The organism is Exiguobacterium sp. s50 (genome assembly GCF_018618175.1).
Classification (GTDB): domain Bacteria; phylum Bacillota; class Bacilli; order Exiguobacteriales; family Exiguobacteriaceae; genus Exiguobacterium; species Exiguobacterium chiriqhucha.
Genome location: NZ_JACSLP010000006.1, coordinates 89,068 through 107,518, shown reverse-complemented (window position 1 = coordinate 107,518; position 18,451 = coordinate 89,068). Strand labels below are relative to the sequence as shown.

At 53.2% G+C, this 18,451-nt stretch carries 25 protein-coding genes; all 25 read right to left on the bottom strand.

Annotated features, from left to right (window positions below; genetic code table 11):
- Positions 1-13: 13 nt before the first annotated feature.
- Positions 14-1,105 carry a flagellar biosynthesis protein FlhB gene (gene flhB / locus KNP68_RS10080; RefSeq protein WP_029595695.1) on the bottom strand — a complete coding sequence of 364 codons (1,092 nt, stop codon included), beginning with the start codon at positions 1,103-1,105 and terminating at the stop codon, positions 14-16.
- A complete protein-coding gene (fliR, locus tag KNP68_RS10075; RefSeq protein ID WP_021067135.1) occupies positions 1,102-1,872 on the bottom strand; it encodes a flagellar biosynthetic protein FliR in 771 nt (256 codons plus the stop codon). Before fliR ends, flhB begins: the two co-directional genes overlap by 4 nt.
- A complete protein-coding gene (gene fliQ / locus KNP68_RS10070; RefSeq protein WP_029595696.1) occupies positions 1,869-2,141 on the bottom strand; it encodes a flagellar biosynthesis protein FliQ in 273 nt (90 codons plus the stop codon). The genes fliR and fliQ overlap by 4 nt, the downstream gene beginning before the upstream one ends.
- A gap of 11 nt (positions 2,142-2,152) precedes the next feature.
- On the bottom strand, positions 2,153-2,818 hold the full coding sequence (gene fliP / locus KNP68_RS10065; RefSeq protein ID WP_021067133.1) for a flagellar type III secretion system pore protein FliP: 666 nt from the start codon (positions 2,816-2,818) through the stop codon (positions 2,153-2,155).
- Complete coding sequence (locus KNP68_RS10060) at positions 2,815-3,309, bottom strand: flagellar biosynthetic protein FliO (protein WP_021067132.1); 495 nt, start codon at positions 3,307-3,309, stop codon at positions 2,815-2,817. The genes fliP and KNP68_RS10060 overlap by 4 nt, the downstream gene beginning before the upstream one ends.
- Positions 3,306-3,671, bottom strand: coding sequence for a response regulator (locus KNP68_RS10055; RefSeq protein WP_021067131.1), 366 nt, complete (start codon positions 3,669-3,671; stop codon positions 3,306-3,308). The genes KNP68_RS10060 and KNP68_RS10055 overlap by 4 nt, the downstream gene beginning before the upstream one ends.
- A gap of 12 nt (positions 3,672-3,683) precedes the next feature.
- A complete protein-coding gene (gene fliY, locus KNP68_RS10050; RefSeq protein ID WP_029595697.1) occupies positions 3,684-4,799 on the bottom strand; it encodes a flagellar motor switch phosphatase FliY in 1,116 nt (371 codons plus the stop codon).
- Positions 4,796-5,785 (bottom strand): flagellar motor switch protein FliM, encoded by a 990-nt coding sequence (fliM, locus tag KNP68_RS10045; RefSeq protein WP_029595698.1) that lies wholly within the window; start codon positions 5,783-5,785, stop codon positions 4,796-4,798. The genes fliY and fliM overlap by 4 nt, the downstream gene beginning before the upstream one ends.
- A 9-nt stretch (positions 5,786-5,794) precedes the next feature.
- Positions 5,795-6,244, bottom strand: coding sequence for a flagellar basal body-associated FliL family protein (locus tag KNP68_RS10040; RefSeq protein ID WP_021067128.1), 450 nt, complete (start codon positions 6,242-6,244; stop codon positions 5,795-5,797).
- The gene (locus KNP68_RS10035; protein ID WP_021067127.1) at positions 6,237-6,455 is read right to left on the bottom strand and encodes a flagellar FlbD family protein; all 219 of its coding nucleotides are present in this window, start codon (positions 6,453-6,455) and stop codon (positions 6,237-6,239) included. The genes KNP68_RS10040 and KNP68_RS10035 overlap by 8 nt, the downstream gene beginning before the upstream one ends.
- Complete coding sequence (flgG, locus tag KNP68_RS10030; RefSeq protein ID WP_021067126.1) at positions 6,455-7,246, bottom strand: flagellar basal body rod protein FlgG; 792 nt, start codon at positions 7,244-7,246, stop codon at positions 6,455-6,457. Before flgG ends, KNP68_RS10035 begins: the two co-directional genes overlap by 1 nt.
- Before the next feature lie 11 nt (positions 7,247-7,257).
- The gene (locus KNP68_RS10025; RefSeq protein ID WP_021067125.1) at positions 7,258-7,689 is read right to left on the bottom strand and encodes a flagellar hook capping FlgD N-terminal domain-containing protein; all 432 of its coding nucleotides are present in this window, start codon (positions 7,687-7,689) and stop codon (positions 7,258-7,260) included.
- Positions 7,661-8,707, bottom strand: coding sequence for a flagellar hook-length control protein FliK (locus KNP68_RS10020; RefSeq protein WP_241764592.1), 1,047 nt, complete (start codon positions 8,705-8,707; stop codon positions 7,661-7,663). Before KNP68_RS10020 ends, KNP68_RS10025 begins: the two co-directional genes overlap by 29 nt.
- A gap of 20 nt (positions 8,708-8,727) precedes the next feature.
- Complete coding sequence (locus KNP68_RS10015) at positions 8,728-9,288, bottom strand: MotE family protein (protein ID WP_021067123.1); 561 nt, start codon at positions 9,286-9,288, stop codon at positions 8,728-8,730.
- 4 nt (positions 9,289-9,292) lie between these two features.
- Positions 9,293-9,727 carry a flagellar FliJ family protein gene (locus KNP68_RS10010; protein ID WP_021067122.1) on the bottom strand — a complete coding sequence of 145 codons (435 nt, stop codon included), beginning with the start codon at positions 9,725-9,727 and terminating at the stop codon, positions 9,293-9,295.
- Entirely contained in the window at positions 9,724-11,043 is a 1,320-nt protein-coding gene (gene fliI / locus KNP68_RS10005) for a flagellar protein export ATPase FliI (protein ID WP_035385679.1), read from the bottom strand. The genes KNP68_RS10010 and fliI overlap by 4 nt, the downstream gene beginning before the upstream one ends.
- A complete protein-coding gene (locus tag KNP68_RS10000) occupies positions 11,030-11,752 on the bottom strand; it encodes a FliH/SctL family protein (protein ID WP_029595701.1) in 723 nt (240 codons plus the stop codon). The genes fliI and KNP68_RS10000 overlap by 14 nt, the downstream gene beginning before the upstream one ends.
- Positions 11,736-12,743, bottom strand: coding sequence for a flagellar motor switch protein FliG (gene fliG, locus KNP68_RS09995; RefSeq protein WP_021067119.1), 1,008 nt, complete (start codon positions 12,741-12,743; stop codon positions 11,736-11,738). The genes KNP68_RS10000 and fliG overlap by 17 nt, the downstream gene beginning before the upstream one ends.
- A 5-nt stretch (positions 12,744-12,748) precedes the next feature.
- On the bottom strand, positions 12,749-14,317 hold the full coding sequence (gene fliF / locus KNP68_RS09990; RefSeq protein WP_021067118.1) for a flagellar basal-body MS-ring/collar protein FliF: 1,569 nt from the start codon (positions 14,315-14,317) through the stop codon (positions 12,749-12,751).
- Between the two features lie 21 nt (positions 14,318-14,338).
- Entirely contained in the window at positions 14,339-14,623 is a 285-nt protein-coding gene (gene fliE, locus KNP68_RS09985; protein ID WP_021067117.1) for a flagellar hook-basal body complex protein FliE, read from the bottom strand.
- A gap of 13 nt (positions 14,624-14,636) precedes the next feature.
- Entirely contained in the window at positions 14,637-15,065 is a 429-nt protein-coding gene (gene flgC / locus KNP68_RS09980) for a flagellar basal body rod protein FlgC (RefSeq protein WP_021067116.1), read from the bottom strand.
- 2 nt (positions 15,066-15,067) lie between these two features.
- Positions 15,068-15,436: a flagellar basal body rod protein FlgB gene (gene flgB / locus KNP68_RS09975; protein ID WP_029595702.1), complete on the bottom strand. Its 369-nt coding sequence runs from the start codon at positions 15,434-15,436 to the stop codon at positions 15,068-15,070.
- A gap of 273 nt (positions 15,437-15,709) precedes the next feature.
- The gene (gene codY / locus KNP68_RS09970) at positions 15,710-16,489 is read right to left on the bottom strand and encodes a GTP-sensing pleiotropic transcriptional regulator CodY (RefSeq protein ID WP_016508279.1); all 780 of its coding nucleotides are present in this window, start codon (positions 16,487-16,489) and stop codon (positions 15,710-15,712) included.
- A gap of 37 nt (positions 16,490-16,526) precedes the next feature.
- Positions 16,527-17,897 carry an ATP-dependent protease ATPase subunit HslU gene (hslU, locus tag KNP68_RS09965; protein WP_029595703.1) on the bottom strand — a complete coding sequence of 457 codons (1,371 nt, stop codon included), beginning with the start codon at positions 17,895-17,897 and terminating at the stop codon, positions 16,527-16,529.
- Positions 17,894-18,442: an ATP-dependent protease subunit HslV gene (gene hslV, locus KNP68_RS09960; protein WP_029595704.1), complete on the bottom strand. Its 549-nt coding sequence runs from the start codon at positions 18,440-18,442 to the stop codon at positions 17,894-17,896. The genes hslU and hslV overlap by 4 nt, the downstream gene beginning before the upstream one ends.
- Between the last annotated feature and the right edge of the window lie 9 nt (positions 18,443-18,451).

The window sequence follows — 18,451 nt, the reverse complement described above, 5'->3', positions numbered from 1 at the left end:
TACATACTCCTCCTCAAGACGGTTGTTTCAATTGATAGACGAATGCGAGCACTTCGGCGATCGCCTGATAAAACGACTCGTCAACGACTTCCCCGATATCCATTTGGGCGTACAGCGCACGGGCCAACGGTTTGTTTTCGACAATCGGGATGTCATGTTCTTTGGCCACGTCACGGATATTGAAGGCGACGCGATCGACCCCTTTGGCGACGACGAGCGGCGCGAAGTCTTTCGTGTCGTCGTACCGGATGACGACGGCATAATGGGTCGGGTTGGTGATGACGACATCCGCGTTCGGAATTTCTTGCATCATGCGGCGCATCGCCATCTCCCGCTGTTGTTGTTTGATTTTCGATTTGATGAGCGGATCACCCTCACTGTTCTTATACTCGTCTTTAATATCTTGCTTCGACATACGAATCGATTTCTCAAAGTCGAATCGTTGATAGAAGAAGTCGAGCAACGCGAGTGCGAGCAAGGCCACGCTCACCCATAGTCCGAGTTCGATCGTGATATGGGCGAGCGCGATGACCGATTCACGGATATGTTCGACCGCCATGCGGGACAGCTCTTTTTGATTCTGCCAAAGCACGGCGACGGCAGTCGTCAGGATAATCAATAATTTGAATAAGGACTTTAAAAATTCGACGACCGCTTTCATACTGATAATCCGTTTGACCCCTTTAATCGGATCGATTCGTTCGAGTTTCGGTTGAATCGCTTCCGCCGAGAACAACGTCCCGATTTGAAGGTAGTTGATTAAAATCCCGAACACGACGGCGACCGCGAAGAACGGGCCTACAATCAGTCCGACCCGAAGCAACAAGTCGGTGAGCATGCCGGACAATCCGTTGGACAGATCGAACAGCAAGTAGTTCGGACCGAGCAACTCTTTCGTCACACTGAACAACTGTTTGCCGAGATACGGTCCTAAGAACGATAACATGAGAAACATCGCGAACAAGGCGAAGGCACCGGTCAAATCGGCTGACTTGGCCACTTGGCCTTTCTTGCGCGAATCCTCTCGTTTGCGTGGTGTTGCTTTTTCGGTTTTTTCTCCTGCAAAAAATTGAAGATCGACCGATAAGGTATATAGAGGCTTCATGAGGCGTCTCCTAGCACAGTCATAAAATCACGTAACACTTCTTGTAGAATCGGGATGAATTGGCTGATGCCGTTCAAGGTCAAGCCCATCATGACGACCATGACCGAAAATCCCGCAATCAGCTTGAATGAAAATCCGATTGCAAAAATATTGAACTGCGGCGCCGATTTCGCCAAGAACCCGAGCGCCATGTCGACGAGCAAGAGCGACGCCATGAGCGGAAAGGCAAGCTGCAAGGCGACCATCATCGTCATCGTGACGACCTTGACGGCCATCATGAGTGACGCTTCGCTAAAGTCGATGATCGGCTGACCCGGCGGATAAATTTGAAAGCTATAATAGATGCCATCAATCAGCAACAGATGTAAGTTGCTCGACAGCATGATAAACAACGTAAAAATATAATAGAATCGACCGATCAGCGGCGACTGGCCTCCGAACATCGGGTCATAGGCCGATGCCATCGCGAGTCCGAGCTGTAAATCGATGACGCCACCCGCAATCTGAGGCGCAAAGAATAAAATGTTAATCAAAATACCGAGCACTAACCCGATCAACACCTCGTACAACACCTGTAAAATATAGGCTTGACCGAGATCGAGCGGCTCTGTCACCGTGAACATCGCATAGTACGCTAAAAAGGCACTGAACGCGACGCGATGCATGACCGGCAGTTGCCGGGATGAAAATAACGGGACGCTCACGAAAAAGCCGGAAAGACGGGCAAACGTCAATCCATAGAGACTGATGAAATCGACCGCGTTCATTTCGAGGCGACCTCGACCATCAGTTCAAAAATCAAACGGGTGAACCCTTCAATCTGTTGCAGCATCCAAGGCCCAAAGACGACGAGTCCGATAAAGACCGAGACAATCTTTGGGACGAACGATAGCGTCTGCTCTTGAATTTGTGTCGTCGCCTGTAAAATCGAAATGACGAGACCGACGACGAGCGAGATCAATAAGAGCGGCATCGAGATTTTCAATAACGTCCACACACTCTCCGTCGCCAAATAAATGATCATTTCCTGCGTCATATTCGTTCCTCCTACATACTTCTAAGCAAGGACTCCACAATCAAGTGCCATCCATCCACCAACACAAACAGTAACAATTTGAACGGCAATGCGATCATGACCGGCGGAAGCATCATCATCCCCATTGACATGAGGACACTCGCCACGACCATATCGATAATCAAAAATGGCAAGAAGATCATGAATCCGATTTGGAACGCCGTTTTTAACTCGCTAATCGCATAGGCCGGGACCATCGCGAGCAGCGGGACATCTTCGACCGACTCAGGTTGCTCATAGTTCCCATATTTAATAAATAATTGCAAATCCTCTTGGCGCGTATATTGGGCCATGAACCGCTTCATCGTATTCCCCGCCTCTTCGAACGCCTCGTCTTGGCTGATTTCGTCGTCCATATATGGCGACAACGCCTGATCATTCAACTCCGATAGTACAGGCGACATGACGAACAACGTGATGAACAGGGCGAGCCCGATAATCAGCTGGTTCGGTGGCGTCTGCTGCGTCCCGAGTGCCGGGCGGATGAACGAAAGCACGACGACGACCCGTGTGAAACAAGTCATCAAGATTAAAAACGATGGCGCGAGCGTGAGCAAGGTGAGCACGACCAACAATTTGATCGAGGTCGATGTACTGTCTGGCGTCTCCAAGTTGATTAATTGTTCAATCGTCGTCATCGTTTCTTCCTCACTTCTTCAATCTGGGCCAACTGTTGTTTAAACGTGTCGAGGAAAGCCGACGAGTTCGACTGGTTCAAGGTCGGGGCATCGAGCGCCGCCTCGTCCATCGCTTCGGCATCAATCCGGTCAAGCAATTGAATTGAGTCGCCGACACCGAGCACGTACACTTGTTCACCGAGCTTGACGAGTTGCACCGAACGGTCTTTGCCGAGCGGGACACCACCGAGATGGGTCAAATGCTGAGCCGACTTCACGCCTTGTGTCCGTGCGTTCAACCATCGCACGAGGACGAGGAACCCACCGATGACGACGACCAGGCTCAAGATGAGCTTGATGGCCGTGCCGACCGATGAGACGGCCGATGTGACCGGTTCCTCTTTCGTGTCTGGTTGTTGCTGTTCGAACTGTTGGTCGACGGTGGCGGCCTCGACCGTGGCCGGGACGAATAACCCAGCCACGAGAAGGATAATCAACCACCACTTGTTCATTGTGCGACCGTTTTTGAGACTGCCTCGACGACGCGTTCAGCGTTGAACGGTTTGACGATAAAGTCTTTTGCTCCTGCTTGAATCGCATCGATGACCATCGCTTGTTGTCCCATCGCCGAACACATGATTACTTTCGCGTTCGAATCGAACCCGCGGATTTCCTTCAAGGCTGCCAAGCCGTCCATTTCTGGCATCGTGATGTCGAGCGTGACGAGATCGGGCATGAGCTCACGATATTTCGCGACTGCATCGACACCGTTCTCCGCTTCTCCGACGACTTCAAATCCATTCTTTGTCAAGATATCCTTAATCATCATGCGCATGAACGCCGCATCATCTACCACTAAAATTTTTGCACTCATTGTTCTTCCTCCTTAAACGATGCCAATCCGCTCGTGCGGTTGGATAATTTCTGTTACACGGACGCCGAAGTTCTCTTCGATGACGACGACTTCGCCGCGGGCGATCCGTTGTTGGTTCACATAAATATCGACCGGCTCACCGGCCAACTTGTCGAGTTCGATAATCGAACCTTGTGACAGCTCAAGCACTTCTCGGACCGAACGTTTCGTCCGTCCGAGTTCGACCGTCACGTTGAGCGGCACGTCATACAACAATCCCAGATTCGCTGGAATCGAGTCGTTCGTCGCCGGTGCGTGGAGCGGCATGAACTCGGCCTGGCTGACCGCGACTTCCGGTACCGACTTCGCTGCCGGACGAACCGGTTGTTGGGCGGCGGGAGCCGGTGCCTTCGGCGCTTCCTGCTTCGGCGCGGCCGGGGCAGCTGCCGGAGCTGGTGCGACAGGGGCTGGCGATGTGGCGGCCATCAGTTCGTTGACAAGTTGTTTCCCGAACTGGACCGGGGCGATTTGAACGATTTTCGAATCGATTAACGTACCGACCTTCAAGTTGAACTCGATTAAGACCATCGTCTCCCAAAGCTCGAGGCGGTCGATAATCGTCTGGTTCTTCGTCGCATCGAACACTTCGACGAGCGGTGGTGAAATATCAATCTTTTTCGAGAATACGGTCGACAATGATGTCGCTGCCGCACCCATCATTTGGTTCATCGCTTCTTGCACGGCCGAGAGTCGAATTTCATCGAGTCCTTCCGGATCGACGCCAATCCCAGTTCCACCGAGCATCAAGTCTGAGATGATGGCGGCGTCTTCACGTGTCAATACGAGCACGTTCTCGCCTTTCAAGCCTTCCGTATAGCCGACTCGAAGTGCCACGTGCGGCGTCGGATAACGCTCACGGAGCGCATCGATTGTGACCTCACTGACGATTGGAGTCGTGATTTCTACTTTTTGTTGCAGTAACGTCGATAGCGCCGTCGCCGAGTTACCGAACGAAATATTCCCGATTTCCCCTAAGGCGTCGCTTTCCATCGAATCAAGATGTTCTTCAGGATTCGCCTCCGGTTTTGACGACTCGCTCGTCCCGCGCAATAACGCGTCTATTTCATCTTGTGACAACATCTCACTCATTGCTCTTCCTCCTTCACCCGGTGGAGCACTTGGACCGCCATCCGCTTCCCGCTCACACCGACTTGCCCTCTGAACACTTTATTTTCCCCTACCATGATCGATAACGGGTCTTTCACCAATTGATCGAGGGTCAAACAGTCCCCGACCTCTAAATGCAACAAGTCACCGAACGTGATCGTCGTCTCCCCGAGCAGGGACACGACCTCGACCGACGAGTTCATCAACTGGGCTTTGAGCGGTTCTTTGCTGTTCCCGCTCGCATTACGGCGATTGGCCTCTTGCATCCAGTAATGACTCGATAGTTTCGATAACACCGGCTCAATCGTCACGAACGGTAAGCAGACGTTGATTGTCCCGCTCACATCGCCAATGGTGACACCGATCGAGACGAGGACGACCGTCTCGTTTGGCGAGACGAGTTGGAGGAACTGGGGATTGACCTCGACCGCTGTCATCTCTGACTTGATCTCGGCAATCGATTCCCAGGCGTCTCCGTATCCTGCAAACGCTCGTTTATATAATTGCGTCAAGATGCGCATCTCGATTTCCGTGAAGCTCTCGACTTTTTCAATCTCGACCCCGGGACCGCCGAGTAGGCGATCGAGCATCGCGTACGAAATGTTCGGATTCACTTCGATGATGAAACGGCCGTTGAGCGGCGGCGCTTCAATCAAGTTGATCATCGTCATGCTCGGAATGGAATGAATGAATTCGTCATAAGGAAGCTGCTCGACCGAGTTGACCGTGAACTGGACGTATGTCCGGAGTTGGGCCGAGAAGAACGTGGTCAGCATCCGTGTGAAATGCTCATGAATCCGGGTCAAGCTTCGGATTTGGTCTTTCGAGAAGCGGACCGCCCGTTTAAAGTCATACTGCCGGACTTTCCGCTCTTCTTCCTGGGCCAAAAAGGAGTCGGCTTCGACGTCGCCACTGCTTAACGCCGATAGCAAGGCATCAATTTCTTGTTGAGATAAGACTTCTCCCATGATGCCACCTCACTGTATGATTTTCTTCGTCATGTAGACTCGTTGGACCTCACCTGACTCCAACAGTCCGTTTAGTTGTTTGCGGAGCGACTGCTCAAACTTCTGCATGTCTTCTTTCGTCGTGAGCTTCGCTTTCGTCATGCCGGCCAAATCGCCGAGGATGACGTTATGCACTTGGAACTTTCGAAGTTCGAGATCTTCTTTCGTCTCCGCAGCATCCGTCACGATTGTGAACTGGACGTTGATGAAACGCTCATCTTGGATGTTCGTCGTCATATCGTCCGTCGTGAAGCTGCGTTCGGCCAATTCTTCGGCGGTGACAGGTTTCGTCTTCGCCGTCACGTTGTCACCGAACAAGTATTTATAAGTCATAAATCCGGCCCCGCCCATGACGAGCAGGACGACTAGCAGGATGAGCACCATCTTCATGGCGCCGCCTTTTTGTTTTTCTTCACTCATCTTCTTCACCTCGTATGCCTATCGTTCCAACCAGACCGACCGAGGCATAGAACGCCGTCGTCCGGTCGATGATTTGTTGTTTCGTCTCGCGGACGATATACGTCTTTCCGTTATACAAGTGAATGATCGTATCGGGCTCGGCTTTGACCGTCTCGATGAACAAGGCGTTCAGCACAAGTTCTTCACCCCGGAGCGTCGTGACGCGAATCATCAGCGTTTCAAGTTGACGAGTTCTTGGAGAATCTCGTCCGATGTTGTGATGATTCGTGTGTTCGCTTGGAAACCACGCTGCGCGACAATCATTTCTGTGAACTCTTCCGACAAGTCGACGTTCGACATCTCGAGCGCACCCGAGACGAGTTCGCCACGCCCATCTTGTCCAGGGATACCAATGTTCGGCTCACCTGAGTTTTGCGATTGAATGAAGTTGTTCGCGCCGACTTTTGACAATCCGGCGTTGTTGGCGAACGTGACGACTTGGATTTGGCCGACGACTGTCGAAGCTCCGGCGTTATCGACGTAGCTGACTTGTCCGTCTTTCCCGATTGAGAGCGACTTCGCACCGGCAGGGATGTTGATTCGGTCTCCTGTCATGCTGAGGACATACGCACCGTCTCCGTTGACGAGGTCTCCTGTGTTATCTGTATAGAAGTTACCTGCCCGCGTGTATTGTGTCTGGCCGTTCACGTCCAAGGCGAAGAATCCTTCTCCTGAGATCCCGACATCAAGCGCTCTCCCTGAGTTTTGCATGGCGCCTTGGTTATAGACGTTATCGACGGTCGCCATCGTGCCCCCGAGACCGACTTCTTTCGGATTGACCCCACCGCTGACACCGTTCGCCGCCGTCGCACTACCGACTTGTTGGCTGACGAGGTCTTTGAACGTGACCCGGCCCTTTTTATAGCCGAACGTGTTGACGTTGGCGATGTTGTTCCCGACGACGTCAAGCTTCGATTGGAAGTTCTTTAAACCACTGATTCCTGAGTACATTGCTCTTAACATGATGAATCCTCCTATGCTTGTTTGATGGAAGTGATGTTGTACACGTTGACGGACGTTCCGTCTTCAAGGTCGGCCACATAGCCGGCTTCGGTCTTCGAAATCGAGAGAACACGTCCCGAGCCTTTAATCGTCTCGGTTTCCGTTTCGTTTGTATAAGCGACCGTTTGCCCGATCATATTGCTGAACTCCGAAATCGAGGCCATTTGTCGATCGACGAGCGCGGAATCGAGTTGTTTCGAAATCGTCTGCATCTGTTCGAGTGAAGAGAACTGAGCCATCTGAGAGATGAACTCACGGTCTTCCATCGGTGACATCGGGTCTTGGTTGGCGAGTTGGGCGAGCAACAGTTTCAAGAACATGCTTTGATCGTATTGGTTCGTCGCTTTCGGCATCGATTGATCCGGTAGCGTATAGTCATTCGTCTTCGGCTGGATTGTCGTCATCGTCAGGGTCTCCTTTCGGTTGTTCATGGTGTTCCGGTTCAGGTTGGTCGAACTCATTGAAGCTCGAGTTTTTCGTCTCTAGCGCTTGTTGGGTCAAGTTGACCTCGACGCGGACGTTCGGGTTCGCGGGCTGGAGCGTCTGTTGCAACTGTCCTAGTTGTGATTGCAATAACTGCTTCGCCTCTTGGTTACTCGCAAACAGCTTGACGACGAGTTCTCCGTTCTGCCGTTCGAGTTTGACGACGAGTTCCCCTAACTGTTCCGGATAAAGACGGACCGTGAACACTTTCGACCCATCGGCCCCGCTCTTGAACGGTGCCCGGTGCAAGGCCGCTTCGATGCGGGCCTGCATGTTTTCAGGTAATGAGCCTTTCGAGGCGTACATCACCATCTCAGAATCGATATTCGGTTTCGACCACGTCATGCTTTTCGGCATCCAGTCGGTTTCTTTGATCGGCTGTTGCATCTGTGCGGGTTGCGTTTCAGTTTGTGTCATACCGGGTAAAGGTTTTGGGGTCTGTCCGAGCGTCCCTTTAAACTGCGCAACGACTTGCTGGATGATGCGCACGTTCTCCTCTACTTGATCGACCGGCACCGTTTGGACGAGTGTGTCCGTCTCTTTCTTCGTGAGCGTAAACGAGAGCGTCGGCGCTGCCGCTTGGCTTGTGATCAGTGCAGGGATTGCGTCCGGGGCCTTGGCCGTTGCAGGCTCCGGGGCGACTTGATTCAAAATTCCGATATAGGCATCCATGAACTTGCGATACGCATCGGCCGGCAACGACTTCAACCATTGCAGGCTATCCGGCTGTTGCAGCCACTGCTCTAACCGATTCGATACGTTCTCGAGCGGGAGTGATGCTTCGTCTTCCGGAACAGCCATAGCTTCAGGCGACGAGGTCGGCGTCGTTCCGAGCATGGCCGAGAGCAATTCTAAAAACTGTCCGGTCGGGGTCGCACTCGCGTCCCCGCCTTTTTGTGGTGCCCCTTGCATCGATTGGGCCAGTAAGGCGATATTCATCATCATGTCCTCCTTTCCAGTCACTGGAGCAACTGGGTGACGACGGCGGCCTGTTGGGCATCCATCCGTCCCAATATGTCGGCTTGTTGCTTCGGCGACAATTCCTTCAATAGGTTCGCCACTTGCGGACTCTCGAGTTCGTTCATGATGGCAGCGGCTTGTTTCGCTGACATCTCCTCATAGACACGAGACACGTCCGAGGTTTCTTCTTCGACCGCACTGGCCGTCGCCAATTCCGCGACGAGTCGGTCACGTTCCTGAATCAACTTCGAGACTTCTTCTTGTCTAGCCTTCACTTCGTTCGTCAACTCGGCGTTATCGGCCCGAAGCTTCTCAATCTCGGCATTCGCCACTTTCAAGCGATTCGCGGCATCAGTATCCACACCGGTCACGTTCACGTTCGTCTTCACTTTTTCTTCCGGCTCTTGTTTTGAACCGGTCTCTAGAAACGGGACCGATAACAACGGACGGTCCATCGCATAGTTCATGACGACAATCCCTCCAACGAGTAGAAAGATGGCCGGGACGAGAACGAGCGCGACCAATAGCTGTCTGCCTCGCTTCGTGTTGTCTTTTTCCATCGGTTTACTTCCCTTTCCCGTGATGAATCACTGCCAACTCATCGATGAAATGCTGTTCGATGAGCTTTGTCGCGGCCACTTCATCTTGACTGACTTTTTCATGCAACGTTACATATTTCTTTTCCTCGACGACTTTTCCGAGCAGACGTTCCTGCGACAAATGGTAGCGGTTACGCGCCTGCTGGACGACGAGTTGTTGTGTCTCGATTTGGCGTTTCAACCGTTCGCGTGTCTGTTCACGGTATTGCGACATGAGCAAATCAATGACGCCAGCTTGTTCGTCTTGACTCTTCATGAGCGACTCGTACGTCAACACGAGCCGATACAGCGTCTCCATCTCTGTCTCGAACCGCGCTTTATGTTGTCTCATCTCCGTCGCCGACTCTTCTTTCTCATGTTCTGCGATCGGCATGATGCGCTCTAACAATAATCTGTTCATCGTTCACCTCGCACGATTTGGGCCAGGCGCTCTAACGATTCCTCAAGCGGGGCCTCTTCTTCGATGGATTGCTTTAAAAACGTCAACAAGTTCGGATACTGCTCGATGGCGGTATCGATGGCAGGGTTCGTCCCTTTTTTATAAGCACCGATATTGATTAAGTCTTCGGCATCCAAATACGTGGCCAGCCAACCCCGGAACGTCTGCGCGACCTCCCGATGCATCGGCGTGGCAATTTGGTTCATGACGCGGCTGATCGACTTCAAGACGTGAATCGCCGGGAACTGTCCACGGTTCGCGAGCGAGCGGTCCATGACGAAGTGTCCGTCTAAAATCCCGCGCACCGCATCCGCAATCGGCTCGTTCATATCGTCCCCGTCGACGAGGACGGTATAGAACGCAGTAATCGATCCTGTCACGGCGGTCCCGCTTCGTTCTAACAGTTGCGGCAGCATCGCGAAGACGGAAGGCGTATACCCTTTAGACGTCGGTGGTTCCCCTGTGGCGAGTCCGATTTCACGTTGCGCCATGGCGAACCGGGTCACCGAATCCATCATGAGGACGACTTCTTTACCTTGATCGCGGAAGTATTCGGCGATGGCTGTCGCCGTATAAGCTCCTTTCAACCGCACGAGCGGCGGTTGGTCGCTCGTCGCCACGATGACGACCGAGCGGGCCATCCCTTCTGGTCCGAGTTCTTTCTCGATGAACTCTTTCACTTCCCGGCCACGCTCTCCGATCAAGGCGATGACGTTGATGTCGGCCGATGATCGTTTGGCAATCATGCCGAGCAATGTCGACTTCCCGACGCCGGAACCTGCGAACAATCCGACCCGCTGTCCTTTCCCGACTGTCAAGAGACCGTCGATGACGCGAACGCCTGTCGAGAGGACGTCTAAAATGCGGGGCCGCTCAAGTGGGTTCGGCGGCTTACGAAGCACGTCGTAACGTGCGCCAGGCGTGTCACCCTCACCGGACAACGGACGGCCGAGACCGTCGAGCACTTGGCCAATCAACTCGTCGCCGACCGGCACTTGAAGCATCCGGCCTGTCCCTTTGACCATACATCCCGGTGCGATTTGCGTCGTTTCGCCGTAAGGCATGAGGAGGACGCGTGCCTCATTGAATCCGACAACTTCGGCTTCGACGTGTTGACCGGATGGTAGCTCGATCAAACAACGTTCTCCGATAAAAGCACTCGGTCCATTCGACTCGATCATCAGACCGACGACCCGACAGACGCGTCCGACTTTTCGGACGTACTCGTCATCGGGCGAGGACACAATCGACTCGAGCACGCGGTCAATAAGCGCCATCGGCCAGGACCTCCTCGATTTTGGAACGTACGCGATCAAAGCTATAGCTCAAATCGAGCTCATCCCCGTGATGAGGGGTCTCAATCCTTACGCTCGTCTCATCCAAGCCTGCATCCGCCCGGTATTTGATGCCCGGGCCGTCTGGAATGACCCAGTCCGCTTCAAAGCGTTGGATCGAGGCGAGTCGCGTTGGATGGACGTACACCGTCAATGATTCCGCATCGAGTTGACGGAGCAACTGTTCACGGACACGATCGGCGAACAACGCCTCATCGTTTCGGACGAGTTCTGTCGTCACGCGAGCGCTGACCTCGACGGCGAGGGCGACGAGCTGTTGCTCGGCGTCCCGCCATTTCGTGTCAAACAACTGCTCGAGTTCGACGCTGACCGTGTTTAAGCGGGTCGTCAATTCCTCATACTCGGCCTTGCCGTCCCGTCTTCCTTGCTCAAAGCCTGCGTCGTAGCCTTCTTGTCTAGCCGACACGAGCACTTCTTCCCGTAAGTCGGCGAGTTCTTGTTCCATCGCCGTGCGGCGCGCTTCGAGTGTGGCTGCTTGCTCGTCTAGTTGCGCACGCGTTTGGGCCAACCGCTCCCGCTCTTCATCCTGGTGTAGCATACTCACCGGCTCGAGGAACGGCTTTGAATCAATCCGTTGCGGCTCAAGTGGTGTCGCATAATGGCGTTTGATTACGTTAGACAACGATGTCATCTCCTCCACCGCGGCTGATCACGATCTCTCCGACGTCTTCTAGGCGACGGATGATGCCGACGATACGACTTTGCGCCTCTTCGACGTCACGCAACCGGACAGGCCCCATGAATTCCATGTCTTCTTTGAATGTTTCGACCATTCGTTGTGACATGTTTTTGAAGATGATCTGTTTGACTTCGTCGGATGATACTTTGAGGGCGAGTAAGAGATCGTCGTTCGCCACTTCGCGGATAATCCGCTGAATCGCCCGCGAATCGAGCGTGACGATGTCTTCGAAGACGAACATCCGCTTTTTGATTTCTTCGGCCAATTCCGGGTCTTCGATTTCAAGCGCATCGAGAATCGTGCGCTCGGTCGTGCGGTCGACGCCGTTGAGCACTTCGACGACCGCCTCGATGCCACCGGATTGGGCGTAGTCTTGCATATCCGTTTGGGACAAGTTCTTCTCGAGAATCTGTTCGATCTCATGAATCACGTCCGGGTTGAGCCGGTCCATCGTCGCGATCCGCTTGGCGACTTCCGACTGAATCTCAGGCGGGAGCTCAGACAAAATTTGTCCTGACTTGACCGGTTCCAAATGCGCCAAAATCAAGGCGATCGTTTGCGGATGCTCGTTTTGGATAAAGTTCAACAGCTGTTTCGGGTCGGCCTTGCGGGCGAACTCGAATGGTCGGACTTGAAGCGTCGAGGTGAGGCGGTGGATGAGGGCCATCGCCTTCTCTTCTCCGACCGCTTTCTCGAGCACCGTTTTCGCGAATCCGATGCCCCCTTGCGTGATATAGCTCTGCGCCATAGCGAGCTCGTGGAACTCGCCCATGATGGCTTCTTTTTGTTCGGATGATACTTTTTTCAACGCCGAAATTTGTAGCGTCAATTGCTCCATCTCTTCTTCGGACAGATGCTTGTAGACGCTCGCTGCCACTTCAGGTCCAAGCGAGATCATGAGCATGGCCGCTTTTTCTCGGTTCGGTTGTTTGGCGTAATTCACAGTACTCACTCCTCAGACATCCATGTACGGAGAAGTTTGGCGAACTCTTCAGGGTTGCTCTCTGCCAATTTCTCCAACTGTTTCTTCTTGACGGCCCCTTCGCCCCGTTCTTCGAGGTCGAGGTCCGGCACTTCGTCTTCATATGGGACTTCCCACTCGTTCGACTCGGCGACTGGTTCGCGGTTGCGCTTGCGCATCGCGAAGAACAAGAGCGCGAGCAAGACGACGGCACCGGCTGCGGCGGCATACATCCACCATTGGGTCGGTTGTTCGACCACGGCCGCTTCTTCCGTTTCTGCGAACGGACGTGAGACGACGACGACTTTCTGTTCAAGTTCCGCCTCAGTGAGTGCCTCTCCGGTCTTGGCGAGTGACGTCCGGATAATCGAGTACATCATCGTCTCGAGGTCACCCTCGAGTTGAGGGTCGATTGTCGTCGCCCCGTTCGGTGGTTCGACGATCAATTGGACGCCGAGGTCACGAATCGAGTACGGTGCGTTCTGAATCTGTTTCGTGATTCGGTTGACTTCATAATTGATGATTTCATGATTCTTTTCGCTCTCTTCTTCCCCAGTGCCCGTGGCGGCCGGGAAATTGACCGTATCGTTCTCGGCCGTCCCGGCAGCAGTTGCTGCGCCGGTTCCGCCTGTATACGCTTCAGCAATCCGCTCGGCCGAAGTGACGATGCCTTCCATGCTGTCCTCATTGACAGGTGTCACGAGGTTTTGCTCTTCAGCCGCTTGCGTCGTGTCGATATCGGCTGTGACCGAGACGAGCACGCTTCGTTCGCCGAGCAACACCGACAACATTTGTTGAATCTGTTGACGGACATCTTTCTCGACTTGGCGTTTCAAGACGAGCGGGTCGGTCGATGATCCACCGGCCGTCGTCGTCTGGTCTAAATCGTAATACGTGAAATATTGGTCCATGACCGATATGTTTTCAGGTTTCAAGTTCGGTACGCTCTTACTGATTAAATGATAGAGCCCTTTCACCGTCGCCGGCTCGAGATTCGTACCAGCTCCTAAATTTAAGACGATGGAGGCCGTCGGTTCACCTTGATCTTCGGCCAAGAAGACCGATTTCTCTGGAATCGAGATGATGACTTTCGCCTGGTTGATTCCTTCGATTTGCGTAATCAACCGTTCGAGCTCGGTCTGCATCGCGCTCCGTTCGATGACGGCCATCTCACGGTCCGTCGTTCCGAAGCCAGCGTTCTCGCTAAAGAAGCTATAATCGATTGCACCCGACTTCGGGATGCCTGCTGCCGCCAGACTGACTTTCAGTTGGTCGACTTGCTCACTCGGTACATATACACTGACACCGTTCGAAGTCGCTTTAATCTCAGCCTTTACTCCGTCGGCCGTCAACTGTTCCGTCACCTCGCCCGCTTCTTGAGCGGACAGGTTCGTATAGAGCGGGGCCATGTTCGGGCGCGACAGCCAGACGGTCAAGAGCACCGCGACAAGAATCACGCCGACGATGACGAGACCCCAAATGATTTTTCGGTTCGTTTTCATCGTTTGAAGCGAACCGGTCAGTGAACCGAATCGTTCTTTTAACTTTTCATTCATCGCTACTCGTCATCCTCTACTTTAAACTTGCATTCGCATCATTTCTTGATAGGCCTCGACCGCTTTGTTCCGCACCTCTATGGCGAGCTGCATCGCAATCGATGACTCTTCGCTTTGAATCATGACTTGATGTAAATCGGCTTTGCCGACGGCAAGATCGGCTCGGGCCGAGCTCGTCGCTTGTTGGACGTCATTTAATGAGCGCATCGCCTCGTTCAAATACGTTCCGAACTGGGATGGCGTCTCTTTCACAGCCGGCGCGACTGTCGGTTGTGTGCCAATCAATTGAATGGGGTTAATCTGCATCCTCGATCACTCCTTATCCTTTACCAATTTCCATCGCTTTGACGAGCATCGCCTTCGTGGCGTTCATCGCGGCGATGTTCGCCTCGTACGACCGTGTCGCTCCCATCAAATCGACCATTTCTTTCAACAGGTCGACGTTTGGCATCTGGACATAGCCCCGGTCATCCGAATCAGGATGGCTCGGGTCATAGACGAGCTTGTACGGGCTCTCATCTTCCACAATCTGTGAGACTTCGACCCCGCCGCTGACAGCGGACAGCTGTTGGCGAAACGGTGCTTCCTGCATCACGGTCATCTTTCGCGTGTACGGTTGCCACTCCCCGTCAACTAACTTGCCGCGTGTCGTCTGGGCGTTCGCGATGTTCGCGGACACCGTGTCCATCCGTAACCGCTGCGACGTCAGTGCCGTCGCCGAGATATGAAAACTATCAAACATGCCCATCGTCAACGTCCTCCTCTAATGACGGTTTTGAGTCCGCCGAGCCGGCGGTTCAACTGTTCCATCACCGCTTCGTATTGAAGCTGGTTCCGTGCCAACTCGCTCATCTCGTAATCGAGATCAACGTTATTGCCGTCACTTCGCATCGCGCCTCCGGCCCGGTCCGTGATCGTCGTCGCCGAGCGCTCACTCGGACGACCGCCTGCCAGCTTGAGACGCATCTCGTTGTTCAGCGTCTGTTCAAACACGGCCTGCTTCGCCCGGAAGTTCGGGGTATCGATATTCGATAGGTTATGGCTGATGACTTTTTGATTTACGACCGAATGATTGATCGCTTGCTTCATTAATTGATAGTCGCTACCGATCCAGTTCATGCGTTTCACTCGCTTTCACTAAAAGAATGCATGTATATACCTTATTTGGAAAATCCACTATTTCATTGAAACAAATCTGTAACAGTGTTGAAAGATATTTTTATTAAAACAGGTAAATGCTGTCTTCTGTTTTTGTCGAATTTACGACGAATTCTGAAAATAATTACTTTTGCACTAAAAAAAGTCGCTCCCATTACGTCGGGAGCGACTTTATAAGTCTAAAGTCCTAATTCGATAGACTTTCTAGTATTCGTCAGTTGAATCTAGTTTATTTCAATTCGATTTCAACTTTTGTAATTCGAACAAGAAGTTGTCATTCAGTATCTTAATATACGTTCCTTTCATACCGAGAGAACGTGACTCGATGACACCCGCACTTTCCAATTTACGGAGTGCGTTAACGATGACCGAACGAGTGATTCCCACACGGTCGGCAATTTTGGAAGCAACTAGTAAACCTTCGTTGCCACCAAGCTCTTCGAAGATGTGCTCGATCGCTTCAAGCTCAGAATATGAGAGCGAGTTGATCGCCATTTGGACGACCGCTTTTTTACGGGCTGACGCCTCCGCTTCGGCCGCTTTCTCACGAAGAATCTCCATCCCTACGACAGTCGCGCTATATTCGGCCAAGACGAGGTCATCTTCCGTGAACTCGTTGTTGAGCCGACCGAGCACGAGTGTACCGAGACGCTCGCCGCCACCGATGATTGGAACGATCGTCGTCATCGAGTCGAGGAACAACTCACGGTTCTCGACCGGGAACGCCGTATACTCACTGTCGATGCCGATATTTTCCGTCGTCTCTTTGACGTTGAACAAGTTTGAGGCGTATGGCTCCGGGAATTGACGGTCGACCAAGAACGCCTTCATGCGTTCGTTCTCGATTTGTTGTTTGATGGCAAAGCCGAGCAAACGGCCCCGACGACTGACGATGAACGTGTTTGCTTCGAGTACTTCGCGCATCTTATCCGCCATTTCTTTAAAGTCTACGTGCGCGCTTGCCTCTTGTTGAAGCATCGTGTTCAATTGGCGTGTTTTGTCTAGTAAGTTCATAATTCTTATTTTCCTCCCTGTATGTGCATACAGAATCTTATAGTATAAATTGGCTAAGGTCTCGATCTTCCGCAATCGAGCCGACTTTCTCTTTCACATAGGCCGGTGTGATTTGAACATGCGTTTGTGGCATGTCGGCCGCCTCGAACGACAAGTCCTCGAGGACGCGCTCCATAATCGTATACAGACGGCGGGCCCCGATGTCATCCGTCTCTCGGTTGACGTGCGTCGCGATGCGCGCAATCTCTTCGATGGCTGGATGCGTGAACTCGACGCTAATCTCCTCTGACTCGAGGAGTGCCGTGTACTGCTTGATGAGCGCCTGGGACGGCTCCGTCAAAATCTTGACGAAGTCCTCTTCGGTCAGGCTGCTCAGTTCAACGCGAATCGGGAAACGTCCTTGGAGCTCAGGAATCAAGTCGGACGGCTTCGCCATATGGAATGCTCCGGCGGCGATAAAGAGCACGTGGTCCGTCTTGACCGGTCCATACTTCGTGACGACGGTCGATCCTTCGACGATTGGCAAGATGTCACGTTGGACGCCCTCTCGTGAGACGCCGGCATGATCTTGCGACTTCGTCGCAATCTTGTCGATCTCATCGACGAAGATGATACCCATCTGCTCACTACGGCGCACGGCCTCGTCATGAACTTCGTTCATATCGAGCAAACTCTCTGCTTCCTCGGCGACGATGAGCGGACGTGCTTCGCGGACCGGCAACTTGCGTTTCTTCCGTTTCTTCGGCACGATTTGACCGAGCATGTCCTGCAAGTTCGATAAACCTTCCATGCCTTGCCCTTGGAACAAGTCGACGGTCTGCTTTTCTTCGAGATTGACCTCGATTAATCGTTCTTCGAGTTCACCGAGCTCGAGCAAGCGACGCAACTGTGCGCGGTCGGACGACTGCGTGTTAGTCGGCTCTTCGGTCTTTTGAGCTTGGCCGCCGAACAACGCCTCGAACGGGTTCGATGCGGTCGGTTCGACTTTGGCCTTGCCTTGCAAAGCGTCAAGGATGCGTTCCGTCGCAGCGACTTCCGCTTGCTCTTTCACGCCTTCTTTCTTCTCTTCCTTCACGAGACGGACCGACGCCTCGACAAGGTCACGGACCATCGATTCGACATCGCGGCCGACGTAGCCGACTTCAGTGAATTTCGTAGCCTCGACTTTGACGAACGGCGCGCCAACGAGTTTGGCCAAGCGGCGTGCGATTTCCGTCTTCCCGACACCGGTCGGGCCGATCATCAAGATGTTCTTCGGTGTCACTTCATCACGCAGGTCGGCACTCAATTTTTGGCGACGATAACGGTTGCGGAGTGCGATCGCGACGGCGCGCTTGGCATCCTTTTGTCCGATGACGAAGCGGTCTAGTTCCGCTACGATTTGGCGTGGTGTCAGTTCACGTTTCATTCAGAATCGCCTCCGATCGTTTCTACGATGACTTGGTCGTTTGTATAGACGCACAACTCTCCGGCAATCTCGAGAGCGGCGCGGGCTATGTCTTCCGCTGATTTCTCAGGCGAATGGCGTACGAGGGCGCGCCCGGCAGCGAGCGCATAGTTCCCGCCCGAACCGATCGCTAAAATGCCATCATCCGGTTCGATCACTTCGCCGTTCCCAGACACGAGCAGTAGGTGCTCACGGTCCATGACGATCAAAAGCGCTTCGAGTTGACGGAGCATCTTATCCCCGCGCCACTCTTTAGCCAGCTCGACGGCCGCACGCGGCAAGTTCCCGTTGTACATCTCTAGCTTCGATTCAAACTTCTCGAAGAGCGTGAATGCGTCGGCCACGCTTCCGGCGAACCCGGCGACGACCTTACCGCCGTAGAGACGTCGTACTTTTTTGGCCTTGTTTTTCATGATGACGGCGTTTCCGAACGTGACTTGTCCATCCCCGCTCATGGCACCCTGCCCGTTGTGGCGGACTGCGAAAATCGTGGTTGCGTGAAACATCTGATGACC

Coding starts and splice junctions, on each gene's coding strand:
- flhB (WP_029595695.1), bottom strand. CDS start 1,105: ATGAAGCCTCTATATACCTTATCGGTCGATCTTCAATTTTTTGCAGGA.
- fliR (WP_021067135.1), bottom strand. CDS start 1,872: ATGAACGCGGTCGATTTCATCAGTCTCTATGGATTGACGTTTGCCCGT.
- fliQ (WP_029595696.1), bottom strand. CDS start 2,141: ATGACGCAGGAAATGATCATTTATTTGGCGACGGAGAGTGTGTGGACG.
- fliP (WP_021067133.1), bottom strand. CDS start 2,818: ATGACGACGATTGAACAATTAATCAACTTGGAGACGCCAGACAGTACA.
- KNP68_RS10060 (WP_021067132.1), bottom strand. CDS start 3,309: ATGAACAAGTGGTGGTTGATTATCCTTCTCGTGGCTGGGTTATTCGTC.
- KNP68_RS10055 (WP_021067131.1), bottom strand. CDS start 3,671: ATGAGTGCAAAAATTTTAGTGGTAGATGATGCGGCGTTCATGCGCATG.
- fliY (WP_029595697.1), bottom strand. CDS start 4,799: ATGAGTGAGATGTTGTCACAAGATGAAATAGACGCGTTATTGCGCGGG.
- fliM (WP_029595698.1), bottom strand. CDS start 5,785: ATGGGAGAAGTCTTATCTCAACAAGAAATTGATGCCTTGCTATCGGCG.
- KNP68_RS10040 (WP_021067128.1), bottom strand. CDS start 6,244: ATGAGTGAAGAAAAACAAAAAGGCGGCGCCATGAAGATGGTGCTCATC.
- KNP68_RS10035 (WP_021067127.1), bottom strand. CDS start 6,455: ATGATTCGCGTCACGACGCTCCGGGGTGAAGAACTTGTGCTGAACGCC.
- flgG (WP_021067126.1), bottom strand. CDS start 7,246: ATGTTAAGAGCAATGTACTCAGGAATCAGTGGTTTAAAGAACTTCCAA.
- KNP68_RS10025 (WP_021067125.1), bottom strand. CDS start 7,689: ATGACGACAATCCAGCCGAAGACGAATGACTATACGCTACCGGATCAA.
- KNP68_RS10020 (WP_241764592.1), bottom strand. CDS start 8,707: ATGAATATCGCCTTACTGGCCCAATCGATGCAAGGGGCACCACAAAAA.
- KNP68_RS10015 (WP_021067123.1), bottom strand. CDS start 9,288: ATGGAAAAAGACAACACGAAGCGAGGCAGACAGCTATTGGTCGCGCTC.
- KNP68_RS10010 (WP_021067122.1), bottom strand. CDS start 9,727: ATGAACAGATTATTGTTAGAGCGCATCATGCCGATCGCAGAACATGAG.
- fliI (WP_035385679.1), bottom strand. CDS start 11,043: ATGGCGCTTATTGACCGCGTGCTCGAGTCGATTGTGTCCTCGCCCGAT.
- KNP68_RS10000 (WP_029595701.1), bottom strand. CDS start 11,752: ATGACATCGTTGTCTAACGTAATCAAACGCCATTATGCGACACCACTT.
- fliF (WP_021067118.1), bottom strand. CDS start 14,317: ATGAATGAAAAGTTAAAAGAACGATTCGGTTCACTGACCGGTTCGCTT.
- fliE (WP_021067117.1), bottom strand. CDS start 14,623: ATGCAGATTAACCCCATTCAATTGATTGGCACACAACCGACAGTCGCG.
- flgC (WP_021067116.1), bottom strand. CDS start 15,065: ATGGGCATGTTTGATAGTTTTCATATCTCGGCGACGGCACTGACGTCG.
- flgB (WP_029595702.1), bottom strand. CDS start 15,436: ATGAACTGGATCGGTAGCGACTATCAATTAATGAAGCAAGCGATCAAT.
- codY (WP_016508279.1), bottom strand. CDS start 16,489: ATGAACTTACTAGACAAAACACGCCAATTGAACACGATGCTTCAACAA.
- hslU (WP_029595703.1), bottom strand. CDS start 17,897: ATGAAACGTGAACTGACACCACGCCAAATCGTAGCGGAACTAGACCGC.
- hslV (WP_029595704.1), bottom strand. CDS start 18,442: ATGTTTCACGCAACCACGATTTTCGCAGTCCGCCACAACGGGCAGGGT.